This is a genomic window from Ferrimonas balearica, from assembly GCF_019802055.1.
GTDB classification, from domain to species: domain Bacteria; phylum Pseudomonadota; class Gammaproteobacteria; order Enterobacterales; family Shewanellaceae; genus Ferrimonas; species Ferrimonas balearica_A.
Window position 1 is genome coordinate 1,229,438 of sequence record NZ_JAHVHW010000007.1, and the last position, 13,143, is coordinate 1,242,580.

The 13,143-nt window shown below is 55.0% G+C and carries 9 protein-coding genes and 6 tRNA genes; 9 read left to right on the plus strand and 6 right to left on the minus strand.

From position 1 onward, the window contains the following. The first annotated feature begins 16 nt into the window (after nucleotides 1-16). The 5 genes from pyrD to KUV52_RS13170 all read left to right on the plus strand — a co-directional run bounded on the left by pyrD (nucleotide 17) and on the right by KUV52_RS13170 (nucleotide 5,492). Nucleotides 17-1,042, plus strand: coding sequence for a quinone-dependent dihydroorotate dehydrogenase (gene pyrD, locus KUV52_RS13150; protein WP_222526383.1), 1,026 nt, complete (start codon nucleotides 17-19; stop codon nucleotides 1,040-1,042). Between the two features lie 184 nt (nucleotides 1,043-1,226). Continuing rightward, nucleotides 1,227-1,766 carry a cell division protein ZapC gene (locus KUV52_RS13155; RefSeq protein WP_222526384.1) on the plus strand — a complete coding sequence of 180 codons (540 nt, stop codon included), beginning with the start codon at nucleotides 1,227-1,229 and terminating at the stop codon, nucleotides 1,764-1,766. 211 nt (nucleotides 1,767-1,977) lie between these two features. Next, nucleotides 1,978-3,069 carry a patatin-like phospholipase family protein gene (locus KUV52_RS13160; RefSeq protein ID WP_222526385.1) on the plus strand — a complete coding sequence of 364 codons (1,092 nt, stop codon included), beginning with the start codon at nucleotides 1,978-1,980 and terminating at the stop codon, nucleotides 3,067-3,069. A 280-nt stretch (nucleotides 3,070-3,349) separates the two neighbouring features. Further along, on the plus strand, nucleotides 3,350-4,492 hold the full coding sequence (locus tag KUV52_RS13165) for an HlyD family secretion protein (protein WP_222526386.1): 1,143 nt from the start codon (nucleotides 3,350-3,352) through the stop codon (nucleotides 4,490-4,492). Next, a complete protein-coding gene (locus KUV52_RS13170; RefSeq protein ID WP_222526387.1) occupies nucleotides 4,482-5,492 on the plus strand; it encodes a DUF2955 domain-containing protein in 1,011 nt (336 codons plus the stop codon). Before KUV52_RS13165 ends, KUV52_RS13170 begins: the two co-directional genes overlap by 11 nt. A gap of 365 nt (nucleotides 5,493-5,857) precedes the next feature. On the opposite strand, the gene KUV52_RS13175 is transcribed toward KUV52_RS13170, so the two are convergent. The 6 genes from KUV52_RS13175 to KUV52_RS13200 form a co-directional block, all read right to left on the minus strand. Next, nucleotides 5,858-5,934 (minus strand) — tRNA-Met (locus KUV52_RS13175). Between the two features lie 111 nt (nucleotides 5,935-6,045). Continuing rightward, nucleotides 6,046-6,122: transfer RNA gene (locus tag KUV52_RS13180), tRNA-Met, on the minus strand. 111 nt (nucleotides 6,123-6,233) lie between these two features. Continuing rightward, nucleotides 6,234-6,310, minus strand: a tRNA-Met gene (locus KUV52_RS13185). Nucleotides 6,311-6,340: 30 nt separating this feature from the next. After that, nucleotides 6,341-6,417 (minus strand) — tRNA-Met (locus KUV52_RS13190). Between the two features lie 31 nt (nucleotides 6,418-6,448). Further along, nucleotides 6,449-6,525: transfer RNA gene (locus tag KUV52_RS13195), tRNA-Met, on the minus strand. Nucleotides 6,526-6,547: 22 nt separating this feature from the next. Beyond that, nucleotides 6,548-6,624: transfer RNA gene (locus KUV52_RS13200), tRNA-Met, on the minus strand. A gap of 176 nt (nucleotides 6,625-6,800) precedes the next feature. Between KUV52_RS13200 and rlmKL the strand changes: the two genes are divergently transcribed. From rlmKL to KUV52_RS13220, 4 genes are read left to right on the plus strand one after another with little or no spacing between them, the layout of a single operon-like run. Continuing rightward, the gene (gene rlmKL / locus KUV52_RS13205; protein ID WP_222526388.1) at nucleotides 6,801-8,903 is read left to right on the plus strand and encodes a bifunctional 23S rRNA (guanine(2069)-N(7))-methyltransferase RlmK/23S rRNA (guanine(2445)-N(2))-methyltransferase RlmL; all 2,103 of its coding nucleotides are present in this window, start codon (nucleotides 6,801-6,803) and stop codon (nucleotides 8,901-8,903) included. Beyond that, complete coding sequence (locus tag KUV52_RS13210; protein WP_222526389.1) at nucleotides 8,893-9,129, plus strand: glutaredoxin family protein; 237 nt, start codon at nucleotides 8,893-8,895, stop codon at nucleotides 9,127-9,129. Before rlmKL ends, KUV52_RS13210 begins: the two co-directional genes overlap by 11 nt. Next, on the plus strand, nucleotides 9,126-11,048 hold the full coding sequence (locus KUV52_RS13215; protein ID WP_222526390.1) for an ABC transporter ATP-binding protein: 1,923 nt from the start codon (nucleotides 9,126-9,128) through the stop codon (nucleotides 11,046-11,048). Before KUV52_RS13210 ends, KUV52_RS13215 begins: the two co-directional genes overlap by 4 nt. A 9-nt stretch (nucleotides 11,049-11,057) precedes the next feature. Further along, nucleotides 11,058-13,112 carry a DUF3466 family protein gene (locus KUV52_RS13220; protein WP_222526391.1) on the plus strand — a complete coding sequence of 685 codons (2,055 nt, stop codon included), beginning with the start codon at nucleotides 11,058-11,060 and terminating at the stop codon, nucleotides 13,110-13,112. Nucleotides 13,113-13,143: the final 31 nt, after the last annotated feature.

The following is a 13,143-nucleotide window of genomic DNA, read 5'->3' on the forward strand; positions in this document are numbered from 1 at the left end:
TAGATCTGGAGAAAGAATGTTTTACCGCATCGCACAAAAGTTCCTGTTCCAAACCAACCCGGAATGGGCACACGACTTTGCCATGGGCAGCCTGAGCCGTACTGCCAATACGCCTTTAGCCTGCTTCTACGCGCAAAACGTCCCCTTCACTCCGGTGGAATTTATGGGCGTGCAGTTCCCCAATCCGGTCGGTCTGGCTGCCGGAATGGACAAAGACGGTGAAGCGATCAATGCCTTCGCTGCCATGGGCTTTGGTCATGTGGAAGTTGGCACCGTGACCCCGCGTCCGCAACCGGGCAATGATTTGCCTCGTCTGTTCCGTCTGAAACCTGCGCGCGCCATCATTAACCGCATGGGCTTCAACAACAAAGGTGTAGACAACCTGGTTGCCAACATCAAAGCCTCCAACCCCGGCGACTGCGTTATTGGCGTCAACATCGGCAAAAACAAAGACACGCCGCTGGAAGAGGGTAAGAACGACTACCTGATCTGCATGGAGAAGGTGTATGACGTTGCTGGCTACATCGCGGTTAACATCTCCTCTCCCAACACCCCGGGCCTCCGCACTCTGCAATATGGTGAGATGCTGGATGACCTGCTGTCTTCTCTCAAAGCCAAGCAGCGTGAACTGGCCAAGAAGTACGGTAAGTACGTACCGGTAGCGCTCAAGATCGCTCCGGATCTGTCTGATGAAGAGATCCGTGAAGTAGCGGCCTCGCTGATCCGCAACGAGATTGATGGCGTGATTGCCACCAACACGACTCTGGCCCGCGAAGGGGTAGAGCACCTGCCGGAACACGGTGAGGCTGGCGGTCTTTCTGGCGCGCCGCTGACTCAGCGTTCTACCGAAGTGATCCGCAAACTGGCGGAAGCGCTGGAGGGCAAACTGCCGATCCTGGGCGTCGGTGGTATCGATTCACCGCAGGATGCCATGGATAAGTTGGATGCGGGTGCCAAAATGGTGCAGATTTATACTGGTTTTATTTATAACGGGCCGGAATTGGTTAAATCGATCACTGAAGCATTCCTGAAGCGAAAATAATCGTTTCTGAATTAGAAAAGGGGGCGTCGCCCCCTTTTTTGATCGCCGATCAATGATCCGATCAAAGATCAAAAAGGTGATCCAGTAAGATCCTGATCCCTAAAGATTATTTTTTAAACTTTGCTTGTAAGCCGCTCAATTATTGGTCTAATATAATGTTGGGCTAGGGAATGGAATAATCATTATGTACATCACACCGGAACCCTCCTGGGTATGGATGTATCATCATGAAGAAGAGAAATTAGCGTTGGAATTCGGCGAGGATTGGTTATTTCTTACGCCGTTTAACGCTCGTTCTCTTATTCCTGATAGTTTGCATGGATCCGCTTTTTCGGCCGAACATGCGGATTATTACGAATCCGTTCTGACTCAGCTGCGCAAGTACCTCGACCTGAGCGCACCGGAGTTGGTGCAAATCGCACTGAATCTGACTGCGGCCCATTTTTTCAGCCTGCCGATGATGCCAAAGAGTTGGCATTTCAAAGCCAGCGAACAGATTGCCTACGCTTGCAATGGCAAGCTGGTGGAGCTCAATACCGGCAGCGAGCGTGGTCGCTTCGTCGTGGTGGACGGAGGAGAACAATCCTCACTCCTGATGCTGCTTGAAGACACGCTGTCTCTGGGCAATAAGAAATCGCTGAAACGGTTTGAACTGATCAAGGTGATGAACGACAGATTATCACCCAGTCGTAGACTCAAGCATCGACGCATCGTTGCCGCCTAATCCCAAACGCCTCGCTTATTCGCGGGGCGTTTTTCTTTCCCCCGCACTTTGTTCTGTCCCTCAAAAGCTACACTCCAGTCACGGCATTCAGAGCGAGGTTCCATCAATGGGGACTCGACCGATACTACTTCTGCTTACTGCCCTCGTATTGTGTGGCTGTGGTAGCGTTGAAAGGCAGCCTGTGCCTGAATCGATGCAGGATTCGGTTACGGTGCTGGGCAGACAGGACCTGAGGGAGTGGGGCGACCACGTGGGTGTGACGCCAACGGATACAATGCAGAAGTATGGGGAGTTGGAAACGGTATTTCCGGCCATAATGCACCGAGAGCACCACTACCTGGTGCTGTCCGGCGGCGCTGAGGATGGCGCCTACGGGGCAGGGTTGCTTACCGGTTGGAGCGCAACAGGAACCCGGCCGGAATTTACCATGGTAACCGGCATCAGTACCGGCGCTCTGATTGCCCCCTTTGCCTTTCTCGGCCCGGAGTACGATTCGGTGTTGGAGACCATCTACACCACATTAGGATCAAAAGATCTCTATACCCAACGCAACTGGTTGTCTTTGTTTAACGCTGATGCCCTGGCCGATACCAGTCCGTTTGAGGAAAGCATCGCCCGGTTTATGAATGATCAAACCCTAGATGCGATCGCCGCAGAGTATCACCGTGGCCGCCAACTCTTTATCGGCACCACAAATCTGGACGCGGGTAGACCCGTGATCTGGAATGTGACTCGCATCGCCGCATCGGGTCATCCCGATGCCTATCCCTTTATCCGTTCGCTGTTTCGAGCATCCGCTGCGCTGCCTGGCCTGTTTCCGCCGGTTTATGTTCCGGTTCGGGGTCCAGAGGGCCAAGTGATGGATGAGATGCATGTGGATGGAGGCGTTACCGCACAACTCTTTTTTGCGCCCAGTGATATGGATTGGTCGGAAGTGATGCGCTTGCTGGACGTAAAGGGTAAACCCACCCTTTACCTGATCAGAAACTCCCGCGTTGAGTCCCGCTACCAGGCTATCGATCCCAACCTGAAGTCGATCGCCGGGCGAACCATTGGCACGTTGATCCGTACCCAGGGGGTAGGGGACATCTATCGATTAATGTTTCTGGCCGAGCGGGACCAGATCCAGATTAAGGCAACCTGGATCCCGGTCAATGCGGTTAACGACATCACCATCGACGAGGTGTTTGATACCGACTATATGCAGGCGCTTTATCAGTTCGGCCAGGAGAGAGCGTTATCCGGAAAGGTCTGGTTTGTTGTGGGAAGCGAGTTCGTCGGTGAGTTGGATGTCGACCGCTAATCAGCAAGCGGCGGTGTTGTTTGGGTTCAGCCTTAGTCCAACCAATGTGTGACACCATTTACTGCCTATCTGTATGCCGTATGCCCGACGGAACTCAATCCCTGTTTCGGATCAAAATATGGTCTGTATTACCAAAGACGTTTTGTGATGGCAACGGCACACCATTTCCCCTTCAGCGAGTAAGATATTTGCGCTGAAATATTGAGCAGAAAGATAATCTACTCGTCTTCTTTGGTTTTAATGTTGGTGAATTGCCAACCAGTAATAGGGAACATCGCCCATGAACGAATCCGTTTCTGGCCCCTCAACCAACGCGACGTCCAATGAACCCGCACAGTCCGAGCCTCAGGAATCGGGGAAAACCCTCGACAGTGCACGCCGCTTTACTTTTATTCTTCTCTTCGTTGCGTTGACGGTCTGGATTTACACCTTGTGGGTAGACCGTCTGACCCCCATGACTGACCATGTCCGGGTCAATGGCCAACTGATTCGATTAAGTCCCCAGGTATCAGCGCAAATCGAAAAAGTCCTGGTCCCCGACAATGCCAGGGTGTCCCAAGGGCAACCCTTGATCCAATTAGAGAAGCATCAGTTTCAACTGAAGGTGGACTCGGCAAAGGCTGCATTGCAGCAGACAACCCAGTCTGTAGACGCTGACACGGCTGCGGTCGCGGTGGCGAAAGCGAACCAGGTTGCCGCCAGAGTGCGGTTAGACAACAGCCGACAACACGCTCAGCGTAATGTTGCTCTGGCGGAGAATGGTGTAATCAGCCAGTCCGCACTGGACGACAGTCTGGCGGAGGTTCAGTCGGCAGAAGCGCAACTGGCACAAGCAACGGCGAACCTGGAGAAGGCCAAGCAGGCGCTGGGCCCGATTGGTGAGAACAATCCCCAGCTGAAGTCGGCGTTGAACCAACTCGATCAGGCGTTACTGAATCTCTCCTATACCACTTTGTATGCCCCCGGAGATGGGGTGGTGACCAATATGGAGTTGGCGACAGGCGATTATGCTGGCGCTGGCAAACCGCTGCTCACCTACATCAATAATGATTCGCTTTGGCTCACCGCTATGGTCAGAGAGATTTCACTGGCCTACGTGAAACCGGGTACGCCAGTGAAGATCATTCTCGATTCGTACCCTGGACGAAGTTTTCAGGGAGAAGTGCAATCGATCGGCTGGGGCAGCGCCGGTAACGGCACCCTGGAGGTGGACCCAAACAGTGGGCTGATGACCTCGCCAAATGGGTTGCAGCATGCCCAACGCTTTCCGGTCAACATCCGTTTCCTGGACCTGCCAGATGAAGTTCAGCTGCGATATGGCGGAAGGGCCACCGTCAGCTTCTATCCTGGACAAACCGCCACAGGCGAGAAGCTGCTCGACCTCTGGACCTGGATCTGGAGTTACCTGAGCTATGTTTCATAGTCGAGCTAATGGCCTGATCCGCCTAGCGGTTTTTCCGGTGTTGCTTCTGTTTCTTCAGTTCGAGTTTGGCACCCGATTACCCTTAATTGCGCCGGCACTGACGGCCGTATTTCTCTCCGTCTCGCCGGTTGCTCCCCCGGTCATCATGGTGGTAATGATGGCTTCGGTGCTTGCCGCAACGGCTTGGGTGCAAGCACAGCTCAGTGTGCTGTTGATTGATCATCCGCTGGTCTATTACATCATGCTGTTTGTACTGGTGTACTGGTGTATGCAGCGGATCAGGGATAATCCGGCGGATCTGCTTGGCATCCTGATGCTGGTGTCCACAGCGATTGTCGCGGTGTTTACACAACAGAAAGGGGCTGAGGTCAGCCAATTGTCGTTGAGCTTGCTGTTAGAACTTCTCTACGCCGGTTTGACCGCCTACCTGGCTTACTTCCTGTTTCCCGGTGGGGACCCTATCGCTGAGTCCCCAAAACCACCACCTAGTCAGGCTTTACACACAGAGATATGGCATCTGGTGGTGAAAGCGGCAGTCGTAATTCTGGTGCTGTACTTCGTCATCCGAATGGATCTGGCACAGAGCACCATCATTGCGATCACCGTGGCCAATATTATTAAGGATCCCAACCCCATTGCCGGCAAGCAGTACGGTTTGTTCCGCGTTGCAACGACCTACGGTGGCTTTCTGTTTGCGTTGCCAGTGCTGGTGATGAGCCTGTTGCAGACCAATGTCGTTGGACAACTCGGAGCGGCGCTGGTCTGTGCCATGCTGATGGGGATCTTTGCGATAAAGAGGCAAGCCAGCTTCAATACGCTTCAGTTGCTTTACAGCGGTTTTGTTGTGTTGGTGTATTACGGACTGACGGAAACGGCGGGAACAGCGCTGCTTGCAGATGGCAAACGCCTGTTGTCTATCTTTGCTGCTGCGCTGGTTGGACTGCTGGTGCTGATATTGCTACAACCCAAGCGAATGGATGAAGCCAGATCGGGCCGATAGTGAGCCCTTCAGTCGCTAACGGTCCGGATTGCCCGGATCGTTAGCGCCTTGTCTCGATACTGAAGTAAGGGCGGGGTAGCGCGCTCCTCTTTTCTGACCTCACCGCTCCCAACATCGACCGCTGAACATCCAGGCTTTCTGCAGGCGTGATGATCTCTCCAAAGTTCGATCTGCCACTGCAGTGGCTGCATATCCCAATCGGTGCTCTCAATAATGCCCCTGGCTGACCGCGATTGCGTCATATCTCTGTGAAATGAAAACCATCGATCGGCGTCCTCGGAGGCGTTGAGAGTGACGATTGGGAGATAAGGGGGAGGGGACAGGTACAAAAAAGCCAACCCGTAGGTTGGCTTTTTCGAAGAATGTGGTTGCGGGGGCCGGATTTGAACCGACGACCTTCGGGTTATGAGCCCGACGAGCTACCAGGCTGCTCCACCCCGCGTCCGAGTATCGTTTTGCTTCTGAAGGGAAGTGGTTGCGGGGGCCGGATTTAACGGGCGTCCCACGGCGATGGCCTGAGGGTTATGAAGACCGATTCAGATCATCTTGAAAGTGGTTGCGGGGGCCGGATTTGAACCGACGACCTTCGGGTTATGAGCCCGACGAGCTACCAGGCTGCTCCACCCCGCGTCCGAGTATCGTTTTGCTTCTGAAGGGAAGTGGTTGCGGGGGCCGGATTTAACGGGCGTCCCACGGCGATGGCCTGAGGGTTATGAAGACCGATTCAGATCATCTTGAAAGTGGTTGCGGGGGCCGGATTTGAACCGACGACCTTCGGGTTATGAGCCCGACGAGCTACCAGGCTGCTCCACCCCGCGTCCGAGTATCGTTTTGCTTCTGAAGGGAAGTGGTTGCGGGGGCCGGATTTGAACCGACGACCTTCGGGTTATGAGCCCGACGAGCTACCAGGCTGCTCCACCCCGCGTCCGAGTATCGTTTTGCTTCTGAAGGGAAGTTGGTTGCGGGAGCCGGATTTGAACCGACGACCTTCGGGTTATGAGCCCGACGAGCTACCAGGCTGCTCCACCCCGCGTCCGAAAGGTGCTAGTGAGAATTGGTTGCGGGAGCCGGATTTGAACCGACGACCTTCGGGTTATGAGCCCGACGAGCTACCAGGCTGCTCCATCCCGCGTCCTCAAAAGCGGGGCGTATCATATTCACTGGCATTTCAGTATGCAAGGGAAAACTCGATTAGCAATGTCCGTTCGCTTAGATTTTGCACCATTGACTAATTCGCCATATAGAGGAAGTCTCGAGAACGAAATCCCGGTATAATGGGCGTTTTGTTACCGAATTAAGATCCAATTCATGAAGCGCTTTTATGCTGCCACCCCTAAGGGGTTGGAATACCTGCTGGTCGATGAACTGACCGCCCTTGGAGCCACCGAGGTCAAGGAAGGTCAGGCCGTTGTTCATTTCGAAGCGGAATTGGATACCGCCTATCGGATCTGCCTCTGGAGCCGACTCGCCAGCCGTATTGTATTGGTGCTGGCTGAAGTGCAGGCGAAAACCGCCGAACAGATCTACAACGGCGTAAAAGGGATCTACTGGCCCGGCGTTTTCACCCCTCAAAGCGACTTTGCCGTCGATTTTCATGGTGGCAACCGGGAGATCCGCAACAGTCAATTTGGTGCCTTGAAGGTAAAGGACGCCATTGTTGATGCCTTTGTCGAAGAGCGAGGCACTCGCCCGACGGTCTCCAAGCAGTCTCCGCAGATTCGCATCGACTGCGCGCTTCGTGCCGACAAACTTTTGGTGGGCCTAAACCTGTCCGGTGCTGCAATGCACCAGCGTGGGTATCGTCTGGACAAGGGTAAAGCGCCATTGCGAGAAAACCTGGCGGCGGCGGTATTGATGCGCAGCGGTTGGACTCAGTCAACCGACAAGCCGCTGATCGATCCCTTCTGCGGCTCCGGTACCTTGCTGATCGAGGCGGCATTGATGGCGACTGATACCGCGCCTCTGCTTCATAGAGAGCAGTGGGGCTTTGACCACTGGGTTGGTCACCAGCCCGCTAAGTGGCAGGAGATCCTGACCGAAGCCAAAGTCCGCGCCGACAGAGGCTTTAATAACTGTCAGACGCGCTTTATCGGCCGCGATATCAACCGTCGCGTTGTCGCCATTGCCAAAGAGAATGCCTACCGCGCTGGCGTTGAGTCGCTGATCCAGTTCGAAGGTGGGGACGCAAACAATATGCCCTCTCCGCCGGCAACCCCCGGCTTTGTTGTGGCTAACCCCCCCTATGGTGAGCGACTTGGTGACATGCCGACGCTGCTGCATCTGTTTGCCCGACTGGGACAACAGTTCAAGGCGGAGTGGGGCGGTTGGCAGGTCAGTCTTCTGTGCAGTGACCCCATGCTGCTGGGCGCTACCCGCCTGAAGGCCGACAAGCAGTACAAGCTGTATAACGGTGCGCTTGAGGTGGTACTGGCCAACTATGCCATCACCGAGGGCAGCGGCGGCCGCGCCTATGGCGAGGACTTTGCCAATCGCCTAAGAAAGAACCTGAAGCAACTGAAGAAGTGGGTTAAGCAGGACGAGATTGAGTGCTATCGCGTTTACGACGCCGATCTGCCTGATTACAACGTGGCTATCGATCTCTACCAGGACTGGGTTGTGGTGCAGGAGTACGCGCCGCCGAAGAGTGTGCCTGAGCAGAAGGCTCGCCAGCGGATGATCGATGTGCTGTTGAACCTCCCGGAGGTGCTGGAGATCGACCCGTCACACGTCATCGTCAAGGTTCGCCAGCAGCAGAAAGGCAAAGGGCAGTACGAAAAGCTCAACCAGGAGCAACATGAGATCAAGGTTCGCGAATATGGTGCCCAGTTCCTGGTCAACCTGACCGATTACCTGGATACCGGCCTGTTCCTGGACCACCGTCTGGCCCGCCGTTATATCCAGGAGCATGCCCAGGATAAGCGATTCCTTAACCTGTTTGCCTATACCGGCAGTGCCTCCGTGCATGCGGCCATCGGTGGCGCTCGTGCCACGACCACGGTCGACATGTCCAAAACCTATCTACGCTGGGCTGAAGACAACTTTTCCCTCAACCGTTTGCGCGGCAAACAGCATCGCTTTATCCAAGCGGATTGTCTGGCCTGGCTGGCAGAGTGTGGCGAGCAGTTCGACTTTATCTTTATTGATCCGCCCACCTTCTCCAACTCCAAGCGGATGGAGAAGACCTTTGACGTACAGCGTGACCATCTGTGGCTGATGACTCAGCTTAAACGGATCCTGGCGCCGGGCGGTGAGGTGCTGTTCTCCAACAACAAGCGCCACTTTAAGCTGGATGAAGAGGGGATTGCAGCGCTGGGGCTGACCGCCACCAACATCACTGCGAAGACTCAGTCCCCCGACTTTGCCCGCAACAAACATATCCACAATGCCTGGGTGCTTAAGCATGCCGAGTGAGATGCCGGTACTGTTCCACACCGATGGTTGCCACCTCTGTGAGCAGGCGCAGGCGCTATTGGCTGAGGCGGGCATTGCCTACCGGCTTGCCGATATCGTTGATGACCCTGAGTGGGTCGCAGCCTATGGTGTGCGGATCCCTGTGATCCGCCGCCAGGATGGCGCCGAACTGGGCTGGCCCTTCGACCTGGCCCAACTGAACGCATTTTTTAAGGACAGTGAATGAGCCTGATCCGACTGAGCCAGGCGCAACTGGCGTTTGGCCATATTCCTCTGCTGGATAACGCCGATTTCGTACTGGAGCCCAATGAGCGCGTCTGTCTTGTTGGCCGAAATGGCGCTGGCAAATCAAGCCTGCTGAAGGTTCTGGCCGGTCTGCAGGACCTGGATGACGGCACGCTCAGCCTCAATACCGACATCACCATCGCCTATCTTCCTCAGGACCCGCCCCGTGCTGAAAGCGGCACTGTCTTTCACTATGTCGCGGAAGGCCTTGAGCAGTTGGGTAAGGTTATCGAGGAGTATGAAGTCGCCAATCGCATGGTGATGGAAGACCCGAACGAGAAACACCTGGCACGTCTGGCCCGTGCTCAGGAGTCGATGGACCACCACAATGGTTGGCAGTTTGAAACTCGCATCCATCAGACTCTGAGCCACCTTGAGCTCGACGGTCAGCAACCGATGAGCGCGCTCAGTGGCGGTTGGCAGCGCCGAGCTGCACTGGCTCGCGCACTGGTTCAGGCACCGGATGTCCTGCTGCTTGATGAGCCTACCAACCACCTGGATATTGACGCTATTGAGTGGCTGGAAAACCTGCTGCTCGGTTTTGACGGCTCCATCATCTTTATCAGTCACGATCGTGGCTTTATCCGCCGCATGGCAACCCGCATTATCGACCTTGATCGAGGCCACATTCTCTCTTTCCCGGGTAACTATCAGACCTACCTTGAAGGTAAAGAGGAAGCGCTTCGGGTTGAGGAGGAGCAAGCGGCCGCCTTCGACAAGGTGCTGGCAAAGGAGGAAGCCTGGATCCGACAGGGGATCAAGGCTCGTCGAACCCGTAACGAAGGGCGGGTTCGAGCCCTTAAGGCGATGCGTAACGAACGTGCTGCCCGCATTAGCCGCCAGGGTAAGGCCAACATGTCGATGAACCAGGGAGAACGCTCCGGAAAACTGGTGTTCGATGTCGAAAACCTGGGTTACGCCTGGCAGGATGAGCCTATCGTTAAGGGCCTCACCACCTCCGTGATGCGAGGGGATCGTATTGCGCTTATCGGTCCCAACGGCTGTGGCAAATCCACTTTGATCAAGCTGCTGCTGGAAAAACTGCCAGCACAGCAGGGCAGTGTGAAGCAGGGCACCAACCTGCAGGTGGCCTATTTTGACCAGCACCGTTTGGAGTTGGACCCGAAGAAAACGGTTCAGGAAAACGTCGGTGAAGGTAAAGATACGGTCACTGTTGGAGGCCGAGACCGCCACGTACTGGGGTATCTGCAGGACTTTCTGTTTGCGCCGGCACGTGCGCGAAGCCCGGTCAGCTCGCTGTCCGGGGGCGAAAAGAATCGCCTGCTGCTGGCTAAGCTTTTCCTGAAACCCGCAAACTTGCTGGTAATGGATGAACCTACCAACGATCTGGATGTCGAAACCCTCGAACTTTTGGAGGCCAAACTGGCTGAGTTCGATGGCACTTTGCTGCTGGTGTCCCACGACCGTGAGTTTATCGACAACACGGTGACCACGACCTGGTGGTTCGGCGGTGACGGTCAGTGGCGAGAGTACGTTGGTGGCTATCAGGATGCGGTTGCGCTGGGCGCGAAGTTCTACCGACCGGAAGAGGTCAAGGAACCGGCCAGTGAAACAGAGCCTGAGCCTACGGTGACTCAGAGCGCTCCGGTGCCTTCAAGTGCAGCGCCGAAGAAGCTAACATACAAACTTCAACGTGAACTGGACGCCTTGCCCGCGAAATTAGAAGCGCTCGAGGCGGAGATTGACTCTTTGCAGGCTCAGATCGCGGAACCCGGATTTTTCGATGGCGACAGCCAGGCGGTAAACGCGGTCCTCAATCGATTAGCTGAAAAAGAACAAGAATTGGAACACGATTTTGCACGCTGGGAAGAGCTCGAAGCGATGCAGAATCAGGCTTAAGGGGAGACTATGAGCCAAACGATGTTTGCCACCCGGAAGGTGGCGTTTGCCGTCAGTGCCGCTCTGACGCTGAGTGCAACCGGCGCTCACGCGCAGGAGCAGGAGAGCAACTGGCCTGCTTACGAAATCGTGAATCTGAACGAGGTTTTCTCCGTCCGAGGTACCCTGGACAATACCCGTAACGGCTACGGTGCTGCAGTGAGCGGTGATGTCGCGTTGGGGATCGCAAAAGGCGTAAACGACGCCACCAGTTCCGAAGACGACAATGTTCTCGATGATGTGGTGGACGCCATCCTCCCGGAAGAATCAGTCAGTTCCAACAGCATTTTCCGTCCCTTTATCGGCAACAACTTCCTGTTTGAGCAAAGTGCAGCAACCGGCTGGGAGCCGACTTATGTACCGTTGCTGGAGAATAAGCCGCCGCTGCTGAATCCCGATGAGGATGAGGATGCCGACGCCATTCCGCGAACCAATGCGTTCTATTTCGGTGCGAGTGCTCTCGGACTTCGTGTCGGCAGCACCAGTGCCCTGCAGGAGGCACCGGTAGACAACCCCAACTGTGAAGTCACCGAAACCAGCACATGCAGCGAGTTTTACTACTACCGCAGTTTTGAAAGCCACGGTTTTGTTCAGTCCGGCGACAACTATGTGCTGCTGCCGCCTGCTCCGGAATCGACCGTATACGTCACAGAGGATGAGGAGTTGGATCCCACGCCGATTAACGTCGGTGGTAACAGTGTTTCCTCTTCCATTAATGACAACGGGTTTGTCGTTGGCTATGCCTCGACAGCCATCTCTGATGCCTCAAAGGAAAGCATTGATGGCTGCCTGAAGTCATTGGCTGAAACTGACGGCGACAACGAACCGCTTCCGATCGATATCTGTGTTCAGAATATGCAGAACAGCGGCGCGATGTTCTATCAGACTCGCGGCTATGTGTGGCAGTTGGACCCTTCCAATCTGGATATCATCAGCCAACAGGCGCTGCCGATGAATTTTGTCCCGGAGGAACTTCCTACCGAATCCGACCGGGATAACGTGTTCCTCGCCCAGGCTTTGGGCGCTTCGGATACCAGCGATACCTATATTGTTGGCCGGGCCAATCAGCTGAATAAAAGCAGTCGCCCTTTAAGTACGCTCTATGCGCAGGCCTGGCGTGCCAACGGCGGAGGATACGACCCGTATCTGATCGGTCCCACCGTAGAAGACTCAGAGCGTATCGAACAATCGATCGCTTATGACGTCAACGATCAGGGTATGGCCGTCGGTGTGGTCCGTCGCTGGGTTGATGGCTATGTACGTAACAAGTTCGCGGTTGTAGACCTGAGTGCTGAGCCGGAAGAGTATCGCGATGGCCAGCGCTTTATGTTTACCGAACCCAACGACTTCTTCGACGGCCAATCTGACCTGGCGTCTATCGCCCGCTCCGTGAATAACCAGGGGATCGTGGTCGGCAATATCGAAGTGGATCGGGTGAAGAACCTGCCCCGACGTGTACGAGGGTTTGCCTACAACATCGCTGAAGACGATTTTATCAACATCAACGAGCTGCTGACCTGTCAATCCCGAGCCTACATTCCTTTTGATGAAGCGAATGACGGGACCGTTGAGATCGACGCGGAGGGCAATAAGTGGAATCGGGTCGTCATTGAGGATACCGAGAACTTCTCCGCGCCGATCAAGTATGAAGCCGAAGTCATTGTGGTGGATGCCAATCAGATCAGCGACGATGGCACTATCGTGGCGACGGCATTGGTCAAGTTGCCCCGGGTTAAAACCGAGCAGATCACCGAGGTTGGGGATGACGGTAAAACCTATATCCGCACCGTAGTTGTGACTGAGAACGGTAAGCCGGTTATCGAAAACGATGCTAACGGTAAACCCACCACTAACCAGGTACCACGCTCGCTGGTGCTTAAGCCGGTTGATGCTGCACAAATATGTTCTTTGACCATCGAGGACGGCTTGAATCCACCGCCTAACGAGCGTCAAGGTGCCAGCTTCGGTTGGCTGGCGCTTATGGCCCTGGCTCCGCTGGCCTGGTGGCGTCGTCGTAAAGGGTAATTGGCCCTAAAAATGAAAAGGAGGCTTACGC

What these genes read in the sequence shown, in the direction of transcription:
- KUV52_RS13155 (WP_222526384.1), top strand. Translation starts at nt 1,227, where the DNA reads ATGTACATCACACCGGAACCCTCCTGGGTATGGATGTATCATCATGAA.
- pyrD (WP_222526383.1), top strand. Translation starts at nt 17, where the DNA reads ATGTTTTACCGCATCGCACAAAAGTTCCTGTTCCAAACCAACCCGGAA.
- KUV52_RS13215 (WP_222526390.1), top strand. Translation starts at nt 9,126, where the DNA reads ATGAGCCTGATCCGACTGAGCCAGGCGCAACTGGCGTTTGGCCATATT.
- KUV52_RS13165 (WP_222526386.1), top strand. Translation starts at nt 3,350, where the DNA reads ATGAACGAATCCGTTTCTGGCCCCTCAACCAACGCGACGTCCAATGAA.
- rlmKL (WP_222526388.1), top strand. Translation starts at nt 6,801, where the DNA reads ATGAAGCGCTTTTATGCTGCCACCCCTAAGGGGTTGGAATACCTGCTG.
- KUV52_RS13220 (WP_222526391.1), top strand. Translation starts at nt 11,058, where the DNA reads ATGAGCCAAACGATGTTTGCCACCCGGAAGGTGGCGTTTGCCGTCAGT.
- KUV52_RS13170 (WP_222526387.1), top strand. Translation starts at nt 4,482, where the DNA reads ATGTTTCATAGTCGAGCTAATGGCCTGATCCGCCTAGCGGTTTTTCCG.
- KUV52_RS13210 (WP_222526389.1), top strand. Translation starts at nt 8,893, where the DNA reads ATGCCGAGTGAGATGCCGGTACTGTTCCACACCGATGGTTGCCACCTC.